Consider the following 18157-nt stretch of genomic DNA (forward strand, 5'->3'; position numbering starts at 1 on the left):
ACTGCGGAGAATGGTGGTCGATTCACTGCTTGGTTCTTTCTTACTTGTGCAGAAATGGTCCAGCGGGTGCCACATTACGGCGGTCACCAGCAGCTTTTGAGCCACTGGCCCGGGGAGAGGCCGGATGGGAAGAGAGTTCGTCCCGTTCGGACATGACCGCACGCGCCCCGGGCGCGGTGGCACTCCGCATCAAGCCCGCAAGTCTGGTGGATATAGCGGTGCATCTGGGTATCTAAGATCCTATGAGCGTGTATATGGTCACAGGTGCTGGTTCGGGTATCGGTGCGGCGTTGGCCGCCGTCCTCACGGCGCGAGGGGAGGAACTGTGGCTGTTGGCCCGGGACGAGGCGCGGGCGAGGGAGCTGCGCATCCGCTTTCCGGGGTGCCGGACCGTGGTGGCCGATCTGGCCGAACCTGGTTCGCTGCGTGGAGAGTTGGAGGCGCAGGAGCTGCCCGGACGGTTGGACTCGCTGCTGCACATCGCCGGCGTGGCGGAGGCGGGACGGGTCGACGGCACGGCCGCGGAGGTCTGGCAGAGCACACTCGCGGTCAATCTGGCCGCACCGGCGGAGCTCACGCGGTTGCTTCTTCCCGCCCTCCGGGCGGCGCGCGGACACGTCGTCTTCATGAACTCGGGCGCGGGGATGTACGCGCCGCCGCGCCTGAGCGCCTACGCGGCCTCCAAGTTCGGGCTGAAAGCGCTGGCCGAATCCCTCAGGGCGGAGGAGTACGAGCACGGGGTGCGCGTCACCACCGTCTTCCCCGGTGAGACCGACACGCCGATGCAGGTGCGGCTGCACGAACAGTTCGGCCTCCCCTACGACCCGGACGCCCACATGAGCGCGGCTTCGGTCGCCTCCGCCGTCGTCACGGCGCTGGATCTGCCGAGGGACGCGACGATGAGCGATCTGACGCTGCGCCCCGGACGGTGAGTTCCGCTCCGCTCCCGTCGGACCGGGTGCCGCCGGGCGCGGCGGCACCGAGGTCCCAGTGGCCGACCAGATCGGCGTAGAGCGGCGCCTCGGCCAGCAGCGTGTCATGCGTGCCGGCCCAGGGCCGGACGCCGTCCAGGAGCAGCACCCGGCCCGCACGGCGGGCCGGCGCGATGCGGTGCGCGATCGTCACCACCGTGCCGGGCCGCCGTCGGAACGCCTCTTCCACCCGCCGTTCGGCCGCCGCGTCGAGATGGCGGGTCGCCTCGTCGAGGACGACCAGCCGCGCGGGGGAGAGGTAGGCACGCCCCAGGGCGATGAATTCCCGTTCCCCGGAGGAGAGCTGAGCGGGCTCGACCCAGCCGTCCACCCCGCCGAGGCGGCCGACCAGGCCCTCCATGCCCAGTTCCGCGACGGCCGCGGCGATGACGCCGTCCGCGGCGTCCGGGGCTAGATAGCAGAGGTTCTCTCTCAAGGACCCGGTGAAGACATAGGGGTTCTGGGGCAGCAGGACCCTGGCACGGGTCAGATCGCGGCGTGTGACGTGGTCGAGAGGCACACCGCCGAGAACGATCTGTCCGCTGTCGGGCTTGCGGATTCCGGCCAGCAGGTCCGCCATCGTGGACTTGCCGATGCCGGAGGGGCCGACGACGACCAGGTCGTCGCCGTCGGCGAGGGCCAGATCGAGACCGTCGAGCACCGGCTCGGCCTCCGGGCCGTAGGCGAAAGTGATCCCCGACAGGACGGCCGACCCGTCCGCGGGCCGGAGCGAGGGATGGGGATCCGGCTCCGGTTCCGGATGGCGGGCGGCCTCCGCGAGGCGCTCGGCTGCCACGGCCAGCCGGAGCCAGGAGGCACCGACGCCCTGGACCAGCAGACGGATCGCGGGTTCCAGGGTGGCCAGCACATAGGCGAGTACGCCCAGGATGGCGCCGGAGGTCATGCCGTCATCGGCGAGGCCGGGGGCGGCGAGAACCACCAGCAGGAGAGGACTGTGCCCGCCCAGCGCCACGATCAGCCGCCGCGCCGCCGACACCCGCGCCAGCGCACGGGACGCGCGGAAGCTGGCCCGCACGGCCTCGAGGGCCTCGCGCTCCGCCTGCTCGTACGCCCCGCACGCCACCAGGTCACGCAGGGCTTCCACGGTCGTGACCGCGTTCCTGGCCAGCGTCTCTTCGGCCTCGAACGCCTCGCGCTGCCTGCGAACGGTGGCGGGGGCGAGGGCGGCGAACAGGGCGAGCGCCACGACGATCGGCCCCGCGACGAGCGGCACAGCGGCCGGGGCGATGACAGCGGTCCCGGCGATGACCGCCGCGGCCGTCAGGGCGAAATGCCACACGAGCATGAGCTGCCCGGCGAGTGCGTCCCGGACCGCCTCCACCTGCCGGGTGAGCTGAGCGACGGCGACGGCCGCGAAACCGTCGTCCCGCGGCGCCCCGTCGGCCACCGCACGGCGCAGCGTGCCGGTGACGACATCACGCAGGAGGCGGTCGCGCAGCGGCTCCACGATCTCGGCGAGCCAGGGATAGGCCTGCCGGCTCGCCCACGCCCCGACGAGCGCGCACAGGGCGAACACACCCAGGCCCAGCACCGCCGCGCGGGGGCGCTGCGCCATGAAGCCCTGGTCCACGGCGATGGCGAGAACCTTGCCGGAGACGAGTGCCGGAGCGGTGGACAGCAGTGTCCAGAGCGTCAGCCGCCATGCCTGCCCGCGGCTGTGCGCGAGGCTGCTTCGCACCAGGCGCACGGCTGCGTTGCCGGTGCCGGCATCGGTACCGGTCGTGGGCCGGGCCGCTGGAGTCGGGTTGGGGTGACGTGCGCCGGCGGTGCGGTCGCCCATGCGTGCCTGTCCTTTCGTACGTGGCTACGGGGCGCAGGTGGATCTCAGTCGCCCGCGTCCCGGTCGTCCTCGGTGTCGCGGAAGATGCGGCGGTAGGCGGGCTGTTGCCACAGCTCCTGGTGGGGGGCGACTGCCTGGATGCGGCCCTCGTGCAGCCATGCCACGAGGTCCGCGCGGGCGGCTGTCGATGTCCGGCGGGTCACGACCAGTCGGGTGCGGGCCCCGTGAGTGACGTCCATGGCGGACAGGACCGAGGCTTCGGTGGTGGTGTCGAGGCTGGAGGTCGCGTCGTCGAGGACGAGGAGCCGGCAGTCGCGGCTGAGGGCGCGTGCGAGCCCGACCCGTTGACGCTCTCCGCCGGAGAGTGGCGCTTCCGACACGGCGGTGTGATAGCCGGAAGGGAGGCGGCGGACGAAGGCGTCCGCCTGCGCGGTGCGGGCGGCCTGGTGGGCGCGGGCTTCGGGGACCGGCCGGGCGGCGACACGGATGGCGTCGAGGACCGTGGCACCGGTCAGCACGGGGTCGCTGAAGGCATAGGAAACGGCGGCACGCACGTCGGCGGGGCGGATCTCGTCCAGGGGTACGCCGTCCAGGAGCACGATGCCTTCGTCCGGGGCCAGGAGCCCGCCGGCCACCGCTGCCAGCAAGGACGTGCCCGCGCCGGAGCGGCCGACGAGGGCGACGCAGCACCGTGCGGGGACGACGAGCTCCAGTCGGTCGAGGACGGCGCTTCCCGCCCTCCGTACGGTGACCGCACGGATCTCGAGACGCCCCGGGCCGGGGGGCAGGGCGCGCAGGCCCGGTGGGTCCGGGGACGTACGCAGGGCTGCCAGGACCCGGGCCTGTCCCGCTCTGGCCCGGGCGAAGTCCAGGAGGCTCTGTACGGTGCCGAAACCGCCGAGGCCGAGCGTGGCGTAGCCGAGTGCCGCGATCAGGTCGCCCGGGGTGATCTCCCCGGTGGAGAGCTCGTGCCCGGCGACGCCGAGCACGATGATCTGCGTGGCCGGGGCGAGCAGCCCGGTGGACCAGGCGACGCGGCGCTGGCTGTCCCACAGGGCGCGCCCGTACCGGCCTAGTTCGGGTAGCGGTCGCAGCACCCGCTCGATCTCCTGCTCGACGGTTCCCGCGGCGGCGATGGTACGGCTGCCGGCCAGCGCGTCCAGCAGTCGTGCGGCTACGTCGCCCTGTGCCCGCAGGTAGCCCGCACCTCGCTGGGCGGTGTTCCTGACCTGCCGGCGCACCAGCAGGTAGCCCAGGAGCGCCATGGCCAGGAACACGGCGGCGAGTTCCGGGGCGAGCAGCCCCAGTGCGACCACGGCGCCGAGTGCCATGGTGAGCTGGGCGACGGCATAGACCGCGGCCTGGACGGTGAGCGCGGCCTCGGCGGTGCTTCCGGTGAGCCGGGCCACCAGGTCTCCCGTGGCCAGTCGCCCGGGTGGACAGGGACCGACGGCCAGGGTGTGCCGCACCATGGCGGCGCGCAGCCGGGCGGTCGCCCCGGCGGTGGCCCGCGGACCCGCGTACTGCGCCGTGGCCTCGGCCGCCGTGAGAAGGCCGACGGCGCCGGCGACCGGCAGGAAGCCGGCGGTGGCGCCGCCGGACAGGACCCGGTCGACGGCTCTGGCGAGGACGGTGGGCAGGACCAGTGCGGACACCGAGCTCAGCGTCACCGAGATCGCCAGGACGGTGGGCCACCACATCCGGTTGTGGACCTCCTCGCGTCTCGGCTGCCCTCGGCGATCGTTTCCCATTTTCGGGGTCCCTCCGGGAGATGGCGTGGCCGGCGGACGTGGGGGTGCCGGCGGAACAAAGGGCACCGGCCCGGACTGCTTCGCAGTCCGGGCCGGCCGTGTGTCACCGGGTCGGCCGACGGCATGCCGTACGGGCGGCCCGGCGGGTGCATCCGCTACAGGCAGAGCAGCGTGCTGACGGTGCTGTTGGTGCAGTTGACCGCGCTGAGCGAGCTGAGCACGGACATGTACTCGGTGCTCTCTTCGGGGGTCTCCAGGGCCTGCAGGCTGAGGATGGACATGATGCACTCCTGTCACTGTGATGGGTGTTCCTGCTTTCCCGGCGAGCACCGGGAACTCGTGGACTGCGACTGCGGAGGTCGCAGTGGGGTGGCGCCGCTCTCGGTGGAGCGGCGGTCAGGAGACTTGCCGGACCGGGGCGGCGGGTGCCGTGGCACGTCCACCGCTCCAGAAGGGCAGCGCCGGGGTTCCGGCGAGGGCCGATCCCAGGGCGAGCAGGACGCCGGCGGATCCGGTGGCGAGGTCCATCGACAGGCGCAGCAACTGCTCGCCGGGGAACGCCACGTGTCCCTGGTAGGGGATGAGGTGCCAGGCCAGTCGCCGGATGTGCCGCCGGATGACGGGCTCGTGGAGCGAAGCGCCGTCCTGCAGGTGATGCAGCAGCAGGATCAGTCCCGCCCGCCCGTTGAACAGACCGGGCTGGACGATGAACTCGGGCTCCGCGGCGCCGCGGATCTGATCGAGGCTCTGTTGCCGCCGCTCGTCCGGTCGATGGCGCAGCAGGTCGTGGAGTACGGCGGCGATGCCGGCGCTGCCCGACTCCAGGTAGGGCAACACCCTGCTGCCGTCGTCCACTTGGAGCGTGCCGTCCTCACCCAGGACACACCGGGCGAGGTCGTCGTCGACGGCCTGTTCCGCGAGGTCGAGAAGCCCGGTGTCGGCGGTGGCGTCGTACAGGCGGAGGAAGAACAGCGCGGACCCGGAGCCGCCGTACATGAGGCCGGTGCGCTGCCGCGCTGCCGGAGCGGTGTCGCCGGAGGTCTGTCGCAGGCGCGCGGCCAGACGTTCGGCGGTGTCGAGTGCGGCCGTGTGCAGGGCGTGGTCGCCGGTCCTCTCGGCGAAGTGCAGGAGGGTCAGTCCGATGCCGGGCAGTCCCTCGGCGAGATCGGTGCCGTGGCCGTCGGGGGAGTCCTGCAGGAGCCGGTCCAGGAGGTTGTGCGCCTGCTGGGTGTGGCCGAGACGGTCCAGGGCGAGGGCGACGCCGTGCGAGCCGATGTAGAGGCCGGGGCGGCAGGGTTCGCGTGGGACGGCGTCCAGGAGCCACTGGACGTGGTCGGCGTCGACGGACGCGCCTGTGGAGTGCAGCGCCCAGAGCACGCCTGCCGCACCGTAGGCGAGTCCGAGTCCGTCATGGGTGAACTGGTTGGGATCCCCCGGGAAGAGGCGGTCGTCGCGCTGCGGGGTGGCGCTCGCCGTGATCGCCGCCGCCATCGAGTCGCGCAGCGCCGGCCAGGTGGCGCGGTCGCCGCCGAACAGCTCGGTCAGCGTGGTGCGTTGGGGGTCCTGGAAGTCCTGGTCGGGGGGCGTGCGGGTGGGCAGGCCGAAGCGCCTGGTCGCGGCGGCGGACAGTTCGGCTCTCTTCCCCGGGTCCAGAGAGGTGAGTTGCATGAGCGGCATGAAGATCCACAGACGGAGCGCGTCGAGCGCGTACTCGTCGATCGCGAATCCCTGGAGGTCGGCGGGGGCGGCGAAGCCGGCGGCACCCAGTCCGGGTCTGACGAACTCGTCGACCGGTGAAGCGAGTTCGAAGTCGATGAAGCACACCTGCCCGTCCGGGCGGACGATGAGGTTGCGTGGGTGGAGATCGCCGAAGACGACGCCTCGTTCGTGGATGGCGCGCAGGCCCTCCTCGATACTCGCCAGGACGGCCAGGGCCTCCTCGCGGTAGCGGGCGATGGTCTTGTCGTCCGGAGCGGGGTGGATGAGGGGGTAGCGCCGCCCGAACCATTTGTTCAGCGGCTCGCCCTGTATGTACTCCTGCACCAGGAAGTGGTGCTCCCAGGCGGTGAGATGGCCGAGTTCGGCGGGTACGGCGCGCACGCCGGCCAGCCGCCTCATGATGTCGCGCTCCCTGCCGAGCCGCTCGACGGCGTCGTCCCCGCGCTGGTCGAGCCCGGCGTGCGGGCGGGCCTCCTTGAGGACGACCTCCTCGCCGCCGCCGATGGGCCGGCCGACGTAGATGCCTCCGCCGTTGGAGAAGTGCAGGGCCCGTTCCACGGTGTAGGGGAAGTCGGCCATGCTCGATCTGGCCTGGTCGGCGAGGGCCTGCTTGAGGACGGCCGGTACGGGGGCCCACTCGGGCACGTCGAACACCGCGCGCCGTACGTCGGGGCGGAGCCGCCCCGACGGCTCGCGCAGCGCCAGGACGAGCTCTCCGGTCTCCGACCGGCAGAACTGCTCGGTGAATCCGCCGTAGCGCAGATACAGCGGGCCGTCGCGCCAGCGCACGTCGCTGAGGATGTACGGTCCCGGCCGGCCGGCGAGCGCCGCGTCGAGGTCGCCCAGACATCGCTCCAGCGTCGGCTCGTCGACGGGGTAGAGCGTCATGAACTTCCCGCTCGAGCCGCGTGAGGCGTACTTCGCGTTCTGCGTCTGCACCAGTGCCGGACTGCGCAGGAACTTGAACGCCACCCGGTGGTCGAAGCAGTACCTGCTGACGGCCGACAGGATGTGCTCCGCGTTGTCCAGGCAGGCGGACACGTGGATCTTCCAGCCCTGGTCGGGCAGTTCGACGTCCGCGGGCTGACGGCCCACCCATACGTCTCTCGTGTTGCCCAGCCAGCCGGCCGGTAAAGGCTCTTCGGTGGCAGCGAACTCGTCCTTGGTTGCCCACCGAACAGGCGAGTCGTAGAACACGTGATCGGCGTACGAATAGGCCTCGTAGCGCATGTCCATAACAGCCCCCCCAAAGCGCGGCGACAAGCCTTTCCTGAAGGACGGATAAAGAACGGATGTGCCGTCCTTCACCCTCAAGGGCCGTTATGTCGGCCCTTTTTGCGGCTTGTTATGTGAAGGTAAGACCAATCACCCTCAGGTCGGCAGGGCGCATCAAGCGCGCGCATTGGGCGCGCGAAGCCATCATCATCCAAAATGCGCCATATCGTGCGCTGGCATACCTGTTCGGCCATCGGCTCCGTGACCGTGCCCGTAGTCAGCGTGGGCTGGCTATCAGCAGAGCGACGTCGTCGTCATCGTCGGGATTGCGCAACGCGTGCAGGAGGTGGTCGCACATGTCTTCCAGCGAAGTGCCGGGAGTGTCGAGCAGGCGGAGCAGGACCTGAAGACGGCTGTCGATGTCCTCCCTGCGGCGTTCGATCAGGCCGTCGGTGTACAGCACGAGCCGATCGCCCGTGTCGAACGGAAGGGTGACCGCACGGTAGGAGGCGGTCCCGGTGCCCAGGGGGGCGCCGCTGGGCAGATCGCCCCAGGCGCTGCTCGGCCGGGATCCCGTCGATGCGCTCCAGGGCGGCGTTCACCGCCACGTACCGCAATTCGGGGTCGAGTACGGCCAGCCCGATCGGTGACTGTTCCGCCAACCGCATCGACAGGGCCACGTCCTGCTCGATCTTGCGCAGGGTTTCCTGCTCCGCGCACAGGCCGAGGGCGTAGTAGTCGCCCTCGTCGTTCTGCAGACGCATGTTGCGGAACTCCAGCAGGTGTGTCCTGCCGTCCTTGTGCCGCATGGGAAAGGTCCCGGCCCAGCTCTCGCCCGTACGCATGACCTCGTCGAACAGGCGCAGGACGAGTTCGAGGTGTTCCTCGGCCACCAGCAGGCGACCGGCGTAGCGGCCCAGCGCCTCGGCCGCCGTGTAGCCGAACAGCGACTCCGCCGGCGGACTCCACAACACGATCCGCCCGCGCGCGTCCAGCACGATGGCCGCCATGCGCAGCACGTCCAGCAGACCGCCCGGCTCCGCAGCACCGGTACCGGCGTCAGGAAACCCGGACGAGCGTTCGGTGTGGGACGCACGGAACTCCTTCCGTCCGGTCCCGCGCGCGGGGGCGGGGCTTCCATCGTCCCTCGCGACGGCAGGAGAAGTTCAGAGAAGTCGCCGTGTGCAGCGCCTCGCGTCTGCCCGGTGACCGGCCGCTCCCTCCCGAAAACGGCTGCGGTCACCGGGGGGCTCCGTCGTACGCTGACGCCTGCTGTCTGCCGAAGGAGGGCGCATGGGGATGCGGAGCCTTACCCGTACCGAAGCCGAACGACGGGCCGCGTTGTTGACGGTGGAGCGGTACGACGTGGAGATCGATCTCACGGCCCTGCCCGTGGGGCCCGAGGTCCGATGCGTCTCCACCGTGACCTTCAGCTGCCGCGAGCCGGGCGCGGACACCTTCGTGGACTGCGCGGCACAGGTGCGGGGCGCCACGCTGAACGGCGTCCCCCTCACGGCCACCGATGACGGCCGTATCCCGCTGCCCGCCCTGGCCGGGCACAACGTACTGCGTGTGGAGAGCGTCCAGGCCGACACGGCCACGGGCGAGGGCGTGCACAAGGCCATCGACCCCGCGGACGGCGAGGTCTATGTGTGGACGAGCTTCGAACCGGACGAGGCCCGGTTCGTCTGGGCGTGCTTCGACCAGCCCGATCTCAAGGCCCCGCACGCGTTCACCGTCACGGCCCCGCCCGCGTGGACGGTCATCAGCAACTCGGGCGACCCGCGCGTGGAGGAACTGGGCTCGGCCCGCCGCTGGACCTTCCCGGACACCCCGCCCCTGTCCGTGTACAACACCGTCGTCAACGCGGGCCCGTTCCACGAGATCCGCCGCGAGGCCGATGGCTATGACCTGGGCCTCTACGCCCGCCGCTCGCTCGCCGGGGTTCTCGCACGCGACGCCGACGAGATCTTCACCCTCACCCGCCAGGGCCTCGCCTTCTTCGGCGAGGCCTTCGCGATGCCGTTCCCGCAGCGCAGGTACGACCAGGTGTTCACGCCCGAGTTCGGCGGGGCGATGGAGAACTACGGCTGCGTGACCTGGTCGGACGTGTTCCTGCGGCGGGCCACGCCCACGCCCGCCGAGCGCGAGCAGTTCGCCAGGGTGCTGCTGCACGAGATGGCCCACATGTGGTTCGGCAACATCGTCACCATGCGCTGGTGGGACGACCTCTGGCTGAACGAGGCGTTCGCGGAGTTCGCCTGCCACTGGGCCGCCGAGCGGGCCACCCGGTACACCGACGTGTGGGCGAGCCACCTCGTGGGCGGCAAGCTCAGGGCGTACCTGGCCGACCAGGGCCCCGCCTCCCACCCGATCCACCAGCCCATCCAGGACGTCGCGCAGGCCGCGTCGATCTTCGACAGCATCACCTATCCCAAGGGCGCCTCCGTCCTCCAGCAGCTCATGACGTACGTCGGCGAAGAGCGCTTCACGGCCGGCATGGCCGCCTACTTCGCCCGTCACGCGTGGGGCAACACCACCCTCCAGGACCTGATCGACGCCCTCTCGGAGGTCAGCGGGCGGGATCTGGACGCCTGGCGCACGGCCTGGCTCGAGACGGCGGGCGCCGACCGCTTCTCACTGGAGTGTGACGGCGAGACCGTCACACTGGTGGCCGCCGGTACCCCGCGCCCCCAGGTGCTGGCGGTGGGTGCGTACGGCGGGAACGGCGGAGCGCTGGAACGCAGGGCGCTGGTCCGGGTCGAGGTGACGCAGGCCCGAACCGCGGTCACCGGCCTCCCGCCCGCGGCGGACGTCCTGCTGATCAACGACGACGGCCTGACCTTCGCCACGTCCCGCCCGGAGCCCACGACGAGGGACGCCCTCTTCCGCACGGCGGCACAACTGCCCACAGCCGTCTCGCGGGCCGTGGCCGCGTCCACCGTGTGGGACATGCTGACGAACGGCGAGGCCACGGCGACGGAAGCCGGACGGTGCGTCACGGCGGTCCTGACGGCCGAGACGTCCGACGCCGCGATCGAGCCGTACCTGACCCTCGCCGCGAACATCGCCGAACTGTGGGCGTCGCCCGGCGAACGCGACGGGCTGACGGCACAAGTCGCGGCAGCGTGCCGGCACCTCGCCGCGAGTCCCGGTCACCGTCAGGTCGCGCTGCGCGGTCTGGCCCGCACGGCGGCGGCCCCGGACGACCTGGCATGGCTCCGCGAACAGGCGGGTGACGACGTGGACCTGCGCTGGCGCGCGCTGGTCCGGGAGGCGGAACTCGGCCGGGACGTCGCGTCCGAGGCGGCCGTCCTGCTGGGACGCGACCCGGACCCCGACGCCTGGATCCGCGCCCTCACCGTACGAGCCGCCCTGCCCGACCCCACCGCGAAGGCGGAGGTCTGGCAGCAGCTGGTCGTGGACCGTCAGGTCCCCGTCCAGTCGGTCGGCCAGGTCGCGGCGGCCTTCTGGCGCCCCTCCCAGGACGCGCTGCTGCTGCCCTACACCCGGCGCTACCTGGACTCGATCCCCCATCTGCATCAAGGCGGAATGATCGCGGCCGCCGCCTTCACAAGCCACCTCTTCCCTGCCCAGGCCATAGATCCCGCGTACATAGAAAAGGCCCGGCAGGCATCCCGTGAAGCGGCCCCGGTAGTCCGCATGACCCTCTTGGAACGCTCGGACATGGTCAGCCGAATGCTCCATTCCCGAACTTTCCGGGCGGATCAAATGAAGGTGTAACACGGTGGTGCTCCCGAGACGCAGAAGCAAGCAGGAACAGGTCACTGGCCGGTGCTGAATCTCAGTGCCTCAAGTGACCCTGCCGGCAGAACAAGCGTCAGATCGGATTTTTTGTGAACAGCACCGACCCGGTTTCCGGATACCAGGCGTACGACCGGCCCCCAGGGGCCGGTCACCCCGCGCGCAACCAGGCCGCTGCACGTCGGACAGCCCTTGCGATCTGCACGATCGCCGATGTCGCGGCCGGTTTGCTGGGGTTGTGGATCGTGCTCTACCTGCTCGACGCCAATCAGGCGAATCCCTTCGTTGAGTTCGTGCACGGAACGGCGGACTGGCTCTCCGGATGGGCACAGGACATTTTCACGATGGACACAGAAAGTCTGCGTGTTGTCCTTAATTATGGTCTCCCGGCCGTCATCTATTTGCTGATCGGTCACGGAATCGCCGCCCGGCTGAACCGGGCCTGACAGCATTACGAGCCACGACAGAGAAAGGAGCAGCGCCGTGACACGTACTTTCAGCGAAAGCGATCACATGCCGATCTACGAGGACCTGGTGCGGGAACTGGGCGACGTGGTGGCGGAGGCCCAGATGGCCGCCGAGCACACGCAGCACAAGGCAACGCAACTGCTGGGCGGACAGCACGCCGACCAGCCGTACCCACCCACGGCCTGACAGGTTCAGCCCGGGGCGCACACCAGGTGCTCGACCGTGGCCGGAGGTCCCGGCCGCGGGCGCCCACCGATCGACGCGGGACGAGCGGACCGGCGTGTTTCAGACGCCGCTTGCGACGGCCGCTCCGAGGATCAGCAGCACCAGCCCGGTCACCATGCTCAGCATGCGTCGCACCGCCGGCCTGGACACCAGCGCGCGCCCCTTGCCGACGGCCCAGGTGAACAGCAGGTACCAGCAGGCGTTGACCAGCGCCCATGTCACCCCCAGGGCGATGCTCGAGATGAGGACCGGCCCGTCGGCCGTGACGAACTGCGGCAGTACGGAGACTGCGAACACGCCTGCCTTGGGATTGCCGAGGGTCGTGCCAAGGCCTGCGGTGTAGGCGCGCCACCAGCTCGTCGGCTCTGTCTCCGCACTCGTCGAAGACGAGTCGGGCCCCCTGCGGGCCGCCCGGAGCGTGGTGATGCCCAGCACGATCAGGACGAGCCCGCCCGCCACGCGTACGACAGCGTAGGCCGCGGGATCGGCCAGGAGGACGGCTGACAGCCCCGCCGCGGCCGCGGCGGACCAGATCACCAGTCCGGTGGCGTTGCCCGCGATGGTCGCCCGCGCCGAGCGAGGGCCGCCCTCCAGCGTCTGACGGATCACGAGTGCCTGGCCGGGCGCCGGGAAGCATGGCCAGCAGCCACGTGGTGATCAGGAAGACGGGCAGGTGGGTGGGCATGCCGATCGGCCTCTCCGCAGGTGGTGGCTTGCCCACCCAGGCTGGCGTGCTCGCGGACTTCACAGAAGCCCAATGCGATCGGCTCAGCCTTAAGATTACTGAATGCCGGATCCGGGACAGCTCCGCCTGCTCGCACTGATCGAACGTCATGGCTCTCTCACGGGAGCCGCCCACGCCCTGGGCCTCACCCCGGCAGCCGTGACCCAACAGGTGGCCAGGGCCGAACGGCACTGGAGGGCCCCACTGGTCCTGCGCGGAGCACGCGGAGCGACTCTCACCGCCGCCGGCGCCCTCCTGGCCCGACACGGACAGGTCATCGACCAGCAGCTGGACCAAGCCACAGAGGGGCTGACCGCACTCCTGGGCCATCTGTCACTGCGCCTGAGAGTCGGAGCCTTCCAGGCCGCCGCCCTCCACCTGCTCCCGCCCGCTCTGACGGCCCTGCGCCACCAGCACCCGGACGCCGACGTATCCGTGGAGGACCTGCTCTCCGAACGCGGCGTGGAGGAAATCACGGCGGGCCGACTGGATCTGGCGGTCATCGCGTCCTGGGCCACGCTTCCCGATCCACCGCCGCAGGTCACCGTCCACCCGCTGCTGCTCGACCCCATGGTCGTCGTCCTCCCCGACGATCACCCGCTGGCCGCCCGGCACTCCCGGAACGCCCCACTGCGCCTGGAAGAACTCCGTGGTGAATCATGGGTGACCATCCTGGCCGGTCACGCCGCCCGGGAGCAGTTCGACCGGGCCACGGCCGACGCCGGCTTCACCCCCAGGATCCGGTTCCAGACCGCCTCCTACGCCGTCGCCCAGGCCCTGGTCGGTACGGGCATCGGTGTCGCCCTGGTCTCCCGCCTGGCCCTGATCCACGCCCCGGGCACCACGCACCGGGAACTCGCCCAGCCGCGGCTCCACCGCCGGCTCCACGCGGTCACGGCAACCGAGACCTCTCTCACTCCCTTGGTGGACGTCTTTCTGACACTGCTGCGCGATGTCGCAGCGGACATCGAAACTGCCTGGACGGCTCCGTGAACGAAGGCCGTCCTCCACACCCGCGTGCCCCACATGCTGTGCAACCGCCCGCCGACACGTCGACCGGAGCCACGTGATGACCTCCGAACTGAAGGGCTCGGCGCCCTTGTTGCCCGCCCCGCGGACCGACGCCTCCCCGGCCCGCGCGTGGCCCTCGGGCGCGTGCATCGTCGCTCTGGGAGCCTGCGCGGTCTTCCCGATCGGCGCGGGAGTGCCGGTGCGGACGGCAGCGGTAGGGACGGCCGTCCTCCTGCTGATCGTCTGTGCCGGCGTCCTGCGGTCGTCGGCGGCGATCCGGGCGGCGGCGTTCATCGGGCCGCTCTTCGGCTGTTTCGCCGTGGGCACCGTCGGCGGGTGGCCGCCTGCCGTCACCACGGCCCTGGTGTGCGTGGTCCCGCTCGGATGTCTGCTGATCGCCGGTCGCCACGCGGCCCTGAGGCCTGCCGTGCCATGGCTGACGCGGGGTTCGGTGACGCCCGGCACTGCCTGGCTCGGCCTGGCCACTGTGGTGCTCAGCGCCGTGGCGCTCACGGCCTGGGCGCTTGTGGTGCGGCCCGAACCGGCCGAATTCCTCAGGGAGTTGCAGCGCCTGCCGCTCGGGCTCGCGCTTCTCGGCATTGTGGCGTTCGCTCTCGTCAATGCGGTGTGGGAGGAGACGCTCTTCCGCGGCGTGCTGCTGACCGAACTCGCCACCGTCTGGGGGCCGAAGGCAGCCGTGACGCTGCAAGCGGTGCTGTTCGGAGCCGCGCACTACGGGGGCTTCCCGTCCGGCATCACCGGCATGCTCATGGCCGGGTCCTGGGGGCTCGTCCTGGGCATCCTGCGCGTACGCAGCGGCGGCATCCGGGTCAGCTACCTGGTGCACGTAGCCGCCGACACCGTCATCGGAACGCTGGCGGTGCTGATCCTTCGCTGACCTTCGCAGATTCGACGGCCTCGACGCCCTTCTCGACGTTGCCGGGCTGTCCCCGGGGGCCGGCGTCGCGCTCAGGGACCTCTCGGGTCCTCCCGGCCGCAACGCGTCGCGAACTCGGCCCCTCGCCACCGCCCTGCTCCTGGTACTGCTCAGTGCCGTGGTGCCCTTCCTCCGCGTGCGTCGGCCACAATGGACGCATGCAACAGATCATGGTAATCAACGGTGATCTCGAGCTCTGGGCACGGATCAAGCCCCTTCGGGCGAGTTGGGCCTGACCCGTGAGTGATCACCCGGCCCGTCAGATGTGGCCGCTGTACGCCGCCGGGTTCACCACGGCCTTCGGTGCGCACGGCATCGCCGCCAGCCTCGGCAGCGACCCCGAGGGCGAGGTCACCTCCCTCATGGTGCTCGGCGGACTGCTCGCCCTCTACGACGGCGCCGAAGTACTCCTCAAGCCGCTCTTCGGCAGCCTCGCCGACCGCATCGGCGCCCGCCCGGTACTGCTCGGCGGGCTCGCCGCCTTCGCCGTCGCATCCGCGGTATACGCCGTCGCGGACAGCCCCGGCTGGCTGTGGGCCGCCCGGCTCGGGCAGGGAGCCGCGGCCTCCGCGTTCTCGCCGTCCGCCTCCGCACTGGTGGCCCGGCTGAACCCGGCGGCGAAACACGGGCGGGCATTCGGCAGCTACGGCTTCTACAAGTCCCTTGGCTACACCGCGGGCCCGCTGCTCGGCGGCGTCCTGGTGTGGGCCGGGGGTCTGCGACTGCTGTTCGCGGTCCTCGCGGCGCTCGGCGCGGCCGTCGCCGTCTGGGCCGTACTCGCCGTTCCCGTCGTGCTTCCGCTGCCCAGGGCCCGGCAGACGGTACTGGACCTGGCCCGGCGGCTGACCGAACCGGCCTTCCTCGCTCCGACGGCCGCGCTCGCGGCGGGCACCGCGGCCTTGTCGGCCGGTGTCGGTTTCCTGCCCGTCGCCGGCCGCACCGCCGGACTGGGCACGGTCGCAACAGGGGCAGTGGTGTCGGTGCTCGCCGGCTGTTCCGCCGTCGTCCAGCCGCGGGCCGGGCGCGCGCTGGACGACGGACGCCTGACCACGCGGACCGGCCTGGCCGCGGGGCTGTCGGTCACCGCCGCGGGCCTGGCCTGCGCGCTGCTGCCGGGCCTGGCCGGCATCCTTGGCGCAGCCGCCCTCATCGGCGTCGGTACGGGCCTGATCACCCCGCTCGGCTTCGCCGCGCTGGCCGCGAGCACTCCTACGGAGCGACTGGGCCAGACCATGGGCGCCGCCGAACTCGGCCGCGAACTCGGCGACGCGGGCGGTCCCCTCCTCGTCGCCGCCGTCGCCTCACTCGCCACGCTCACCTACGGCTTCGTCGCGCTCGCGGCGCTGATCGGGATGGGCGCGGTGATCGCCCTCGTGCACCGGCGCCCGGTACCGGCGGCACCCCGGGCCGAGCCGGGACCGTGAAGGGACACACGTGCCATGTCAGCCCCGATGGCTGTCCGCAGGGGCCGCACGCCGCGAGGCCGAAGCACAGCCGGTCGGGATCGCCGGTGCTGGACGTGGTGAGGCGCCGGTATACGTCTCGGGCGACCTGTTGTCCATCATCGATGTGGCAGCCCGCCCACCACTGGTCCGCGAGGGCGCTGAGCCAGTGGCGCCGCCACCACCTACATCCGCGGCACCATCACGCTGTGAGCGGTCCGCTGCCCGGGCTCTGTCAGACGGCGGCCGTAATACGTCATCACCAGCTGTTGGGCTCCCAACGTGACACCGAGGCCGAGCCACAGGGCGTCGTCGTTGAACGGCTCGCCGAACGCCACTTCCGCGATCGCGCCGAGCCCCAGCTTGACGACGACGGTGGCGAGCCACAGCACCAGCGTCACCCGGCCGCCCTTGCGGTACAGCCGCCCGCTCGCATCCCGCCACATCGGCATGGTGCGACCGCGCAGGACCCCGGCGGCCACCGACACGACCAGCCCGGCGACCAAGAACGCGACTCCGGCCGCGGTCGTACGGCTCGGTCCTGGTGGAACGCAGCCACGCGCGAGCAGGAGGGCGACCCACAGATACGCCAGCGGCCGTACTGGCCGCGCCGAGAACTGGCTCACCATGACAACGGCGGTGATGCCGACGATTAACAGCAGGTTGGGCGTCATTGGGATGCAGACCCTCCGGCCAGGTAGGTGGCGAGACACGCATCCGCTCCCGCTGCCGCTCGTGAAGTTGACAGTAGCCCATCGGCAAGGGCGACAACTCCCGGAAGCCCCCTGGGCAGAGCTCGGTGGGGACGACGATGGGGGGTTGGGCGACGAGTCGCTTCTCGTAGCGGTCGTAGCGGCCTTCCCCGTCGATGAGGCCGATGCGCCAGCGGTAGTTGTAGACGACGACGGCGGCGGCATGGTCGGGGTTCTCGAAGGCCCGTGCGGTGCGCTGGAAGGTGGCGTCGTCGAAGTTCCAGCTGGGGGAGACGAGGGCCTTGACACGACCGGGTCGTGGGCGGGCCCTGCCTCGGCGTAACCGATGTCGAGGACGCCTGCCTTGACATGTTTGAGCGTGCGGAAGCCGGTCGCGTTGGCCCGCAGGCCGGACAGCGGGACCGTGACTGTGCCGGTGCCCCCCAGGCCGACGGCCTTGCTGATGGTGCGCCTGTCGATCACTTGAAACCGGGAGACCGCGGGGCTACGTCACCTGCTTGACCGGTGACGCATCTGAAGGCATGCTGATGGTCTTCGCAGACAGCGAGCAGGACGCGGCCCACGATCGGCGAAGTGGAGAACGGTCATGAACGAGGAACTCGCCATGAATGCCGCCACGGCAGCGCGGCTCGCGCGGTACGGCAGGCTTCCCGAGCGCATCCGCTTCGAGGAGATGACCGAAGAGGTCGAGGCGGCGTCGGGCGGCACGGTGAATACTGCGTACGGCCCCGACGGGTCTTGGAAGTACTACTCGTGCCTGGCTCTCGACCTGGGGCTTTAGGTATCCGGCACGGCGCGGCGAGGCCACGCTCGACGGCCCCGCATCGACCGGAGTGGATGCGCGTCAGCGCGCGGCCGTGGGGGGCGCGGTCTTCTTGCGGGCGCGGTAGGCGGCTGCCTTGATCTTGTTGCCGCAGGACTCCATGCCGCACCACTGCCGCCGGAAGCCCCGGGAACGGTCGATGTAGACCCGCGTGCACTCCGGGTTTTCGCACTCCTTGAGCAGGGGGACGTCCGGGCCGCTGAGCAGCTCGACGGCCTGCCGGGCGACGGTCGCCAGGGCTTGCTCGGGGGTCGCGTCGGTGTGTCGCCCGGCCATGGTGAGCTGGGGCGTCACGGGGGTCTTGCGTGCGGCGGCGTTGACCACGGCGAGCGCCTCCCGGTGGAACTCCTCACCGAGACGGCGGTCCGTGACGAGCCGGTACATGGCCTCGCGCACGGTTGTCGCCTCCCGGACGTCGCCCTCCTCGCCCGGCGTGATCGTGTCCACGAGCCCGGATTCCAGGTACCAGGCGTTCAGCCGCTCCGGCGTCACGAACATTTCGAACCGGGTCGAGCGCCGGGCGCGGAGGGTGGCCACGAAGTCGAGGGCCGGGTGCCCGCAAACGAAGACATGGTTGAGATTCACATCACCA

The 18157-nt window shown here is 70.9% G+C and carries 15 protein-coding genes and 3 pseudogenes; 8 read left to right on the top strand and 10 right to left on the bottom strand.

What is annotated here, in order from left to right; translation table 11 throughout:
* The first annotated feature begins 242 nt into the window (after window positions 1-242).
* Window positions 243-932, top strand: a complete 690-nt coding sequence (locus tag ACH45E_RS05530; RefSeq protein ID WP_361444534.1) for an SDR family oxidoreductase — start codon at window positions 243-245, stop codon at window positions 930-932.
* On the opposite strand, the gene ACH45E_RS05535 is transcribed toward ACH45E_RS05530, so the two are convergent.
* The 6 genes and pseudogenes from ACH45E_RS05535 to ACH45E_RS05560 all read right to left on the bottom strand — a co-directional run.
* A complete protein-coding gene (locus ACH45E_RS05535; protein WP_361444531.1) occupies window positions 868-2772 on the bottom strand; it encodes an ABC transporter ATP-binding protein in 1905 nt (634 codons plus the stop codon). The two genes, ACH45E_RS05530 and ACH45E_RS05535, sit on opposite strands and share 65 nt — an antisense overlap.
* 44 nt (window positions 2773-2816) lie before the next feature.
* On the bottom strand, window positions 2817-4523 hold the full coding sequence (locus tag ACH45E_RS05540; RefSeq protein ID WP_399040051.1) for an ABC transporter ATP-binding protein: 1707 nt from the start codon (window positions 4521-4523) through the stop codon (window positions 2817-2819).
* Between the two features lie 155 nt (window positions 4524-4678).
* Window positions 4679-4804: a SapB/AmfS family lanthipeptide gene (locus ACH45E_RS05545; RefSeq protein ID WP_361444525.1), complete on the bottom strand. Its 126-nt coding sequence runs from the start codon at window positions 4802-4804 to the stop codon at window positions 4679-4681.
* A gap of 115 nt (window positions 4805-4919) precedes the next feature.
* A complete protein-coding gene (gene lanKC, locus ACH45E_RS05550; protein WP_361444522.1) occupies window positions 4920-7478 on the bottom strand; it encodes a class III lanthionine synthetase LanKC in 2559 nt (852 codons plus the stop codon).
* A gap of 256 nt (window positions 7479-7734) precedes the next feature.
* On the bottom strand, window positions 7735-8001 hold the full coding sequence (locus ACH45E_RS05555; protein WP_399040212.1) for a SpoIIE family protein phosphatase: 267 nt from the start codon (window positions 7999-8001) through the stop codon (window positions 7735-7737).
* A pseudogene (locus tag ACH45E_RS05560) lies at window positions 7979-8476 on the bottom strand (PAS domain-containing protein); the annotation flags it as partial. The pseudogene ACH45E_RS05560 and the gene ACH45E_RS05555, both read right to left, overlap by 23 nt.
* A gap of 274 nt (window positions 8477-8750) precedes the next feature.
* Here ACH45E_RS05560 and pepN point away from each other — a divergent pair.
* The 3 genes from pepN to ACH45E_RS05575 all read left to right on the top strand — a co-directional run bounded on the left by pepN (window position 8751) and on the right by ACH45E_RS05575 (window position 11876).
* The gene (pepN, locus tag ACH45E_RS05565; protein WP_361444519.1) at window positions 8751-11201 is read left to right on the top strand and encodes an aminopeptidase N; all 2451 of its coding nucleotides are present in this window, start codon (window positions 8751-8753) and stop codon (window positions 11199-11201) included.
* Window positions 11202-11314: 113 nt separating this feature from the next.
* Window positions 11315-11668, top strand: a complete 354-nt coding sequence (locus tag ACH45E_RS05570) for a hypothetical protein (protein WP_361444516.1) — start codon at window positions 11315-11317, stop codon at window positions 11666-11668.
* Between the two features lie 37 nt (window positions 11669-11705).
* Complete coding sequence (locus ACH45E_RS05575) at window positions 11706-11876, top strand: hypothetical protein (RefSeq protein ID WP_361444513.1); 171 nt, start codon at window positions 11706-11708, stop codon at window positions 11874-11876.
* A 99-nt stretch (window positions 11877-11975) separates the two neighbouring features.
* On the opposite strand, the pseudogene ACH45E_RS05580 reads toward ACH45E_RS05575, so the two are convergent.
* A pseudogene (locus ACH45E_RS05580) lies at window positions 11976-12533 on the bottom strand (LysE family translocator); the annotation flags it as partial.
* Window positions 12534-12702: 169 nt separating this feature from the next.
* Here ACH45E_RS05580 and ACH45E_RS05585 point away from each other — a divergent pair.
* The 3 genes from ACH45E_RS05585 to ACH45E_RS05595 all read left to right on the top strand — a co-directional run bounded on the left by ACH45E_RS05585 (window position 12703) and on the right by ACH45E_RS05595 (window position 16011).
* Window positions 12703-13632 (top strand): LysR family transcriptional regulator, encoded by a 930-nt coding sequence (locus tag ACH45E_RS05585; protein ID WP_361444510.1) that lies wholly within the window; start codon window positions 12703-12705, stop codon window positions 13630-13632.
* Between the two features lie 76 nt (window positions 13633-13708).
* Entirely contained in the window at window positions 13709-14548 is an 840-nt protein-coding gene (locus tag ACH45E_RS05590) for a type II CAAX endopeptidase family protein (RefSeq protein ID WP_361444507.1), read from the top strand.
* 302 nt (window positions 14549-14850) lie between these two features.
* Window positions 14851-16011: an MFS transporter gene (locus ACH45E_RS05595; RefSeq protein ID WP_361444945.1), complete on the top strand. Its 1161-nt coding sequence runs from the start codon at window positions 14851-14853 to the stop codon at window positions 16009-16011.
* Between the two features lie 203 nt (window positions 16012-16214).
* Here the strand turns inward: ACH45E_RS05595 and ACH45E_RS05600 are convergent, their stop codons facing one another.
* Together ACH45E_RS05600 and ACH45E_RS05605 are read right to left on the bottom strand one after the other, a co-directional pair.
* Window positions 16215-16703 (bottom strand): hypothetical protein, encoded by a 489-nt coding sequence (locus ACH45E_RS05600; RefSeq protein WP_361444973.1) that lies wholly within the window; start codon window positions 16701-16703, stop codon window positions 16215-16217.
* A 124-nt stretch (window positions 16704-16827) separates the two neighbouring features.
* Window positions 16828-17028 (bottom strand): annotated as a pseudogene (locus ACH45E_RS05605) (alpha/beta hydrolase); the annotation flags it as partial.
* Between the two features lie 300 nt (window positions 17029-17328).
* On the opposite strand from ACH45E_RS05605, the gene ACH45E_RS05610 reads away from it, so the two are divergent.
* Window positions 17329-17523 (top strand): hypothetical protein, encoded by a 195-nt coding sequence (locus tag ACH45E_RS05610; protein WP_361444504.1) that lies wholly within the window; start codon window positions 17329-17331, stop codon window positions 17521-17523.
* Window positions 17524-17586: 63 nt separating this feature from the next.
* On the opposite strand, the gene ACH45E_RS05615 is transcribed toward ACH45E_RS05610, so the two are convergent.
* Window positions 17587-18150: a CGNR zinc finger domain-containing protein gene (locus ACH45E_RS05615; protein ID WP_361444501.1), complete on the bottom strand. Its 564-nt coding sequence runs from the start codon at window positions 18148-18150 to the stop codon at window positions 17587-17589.
* Window positions 18151-18157: the final 7 nt, after the last annotated feature.

The organism is Streptomyces sp. NPDC020299 (assembly GCF_044387825.1).
In the GTDB taxonomy this organism is placed as follows: domain Bacteria; phylum Actinomycetota; class Actinomycetes; order Streptomycetales; family Streptomycetaceae; genus Streptomyces.

What these genes read in the sequence shown, in the direction of transcription:
- ACH45E_RS05530 (WP_361444534.1), top strand. Translation starts at nt 243, where the DNA reads ATGAGCGTGTATATGGTCACAGGTGCTGGTTCGGGTATCGGTGCGGCG.
- ACH45E_RS05540 (WP_399040051.1), bottom strand. Translation starts at nt 4,523, where the DNA reads ATGGGAAACGATCGCCGAGGGCAGCCGAGACGCGAGGAGGTCCACAAC.
- ACH45E_RS05590 (WP_361444507.1), top strand. Translation starts at nt 13,709, where the DNA reads ATGACCTCCGAACTGAAGGGCTCGGCGCCCTTGTTGCCCGCCCCGCGG.
- ACH45E_RS05535 (WP_361444531.1), bottom strand. Translation starts at nt 2,772, where the DNA reads ATGGGCGACCGCACCGCCGGCGCACGTCACCCCAACCCGACTCCAGCG.
- ACH45E_RS05595 (WP_361444945.1), top strand. Translation starts at nt 14,851, where the DNA reads ATGTGGCCGCTGTACGCCGCCGGGTTCACCACGGCCTTCGGTGCGCAC.
- ACH45E_RS05545 (WP_361444525.1), bottom strand. Translation starts at nt 4,804, where the DNA reads ATGTCCATCCTCAGCCTGCAGGCCCTGGAGACCCCCGAAGAGAGCACC.
- ACH45E_RS05610 (WP_361444504.1), top strand. Translation starts at nt 17,329, where the DNA reads ATGAACGAGGAACTCGCCATGAATGCCGCCACGGCAGCGCGGCTCGCG.
- lanKC (WP_361444522.1), bottom strand. Translation starts at nt 7,478, where the DNA reads ATGGACATGCGCTACGAGGCCTATTCGTACGCCGATCACGTGTTCTAC.
- ACH45E_RS05600 (WP_361444973.1), bottom strand. Translation starts at nt 16,703, where the DNA reads ATGACGCCCAACCTGCTGTTAATCGTCGGCATCACCGCCGTTGTCATG.
- pepN (WP_361444519.1), top strand. Translation starts at nt 8,751, where the DNA reads ATGGGGATGCGGAGCCTTACCCGTACCGAAGCCGAACGACGGGCCGCG.
- ACH45E_RS05585 (WP_361444510.1), top strand. Translation starts at nt 12,703, where the DNA reads ATGCCGGATCCGGGACAGCTCCGCCTGCTCGCACTGATCGAACGTCAT.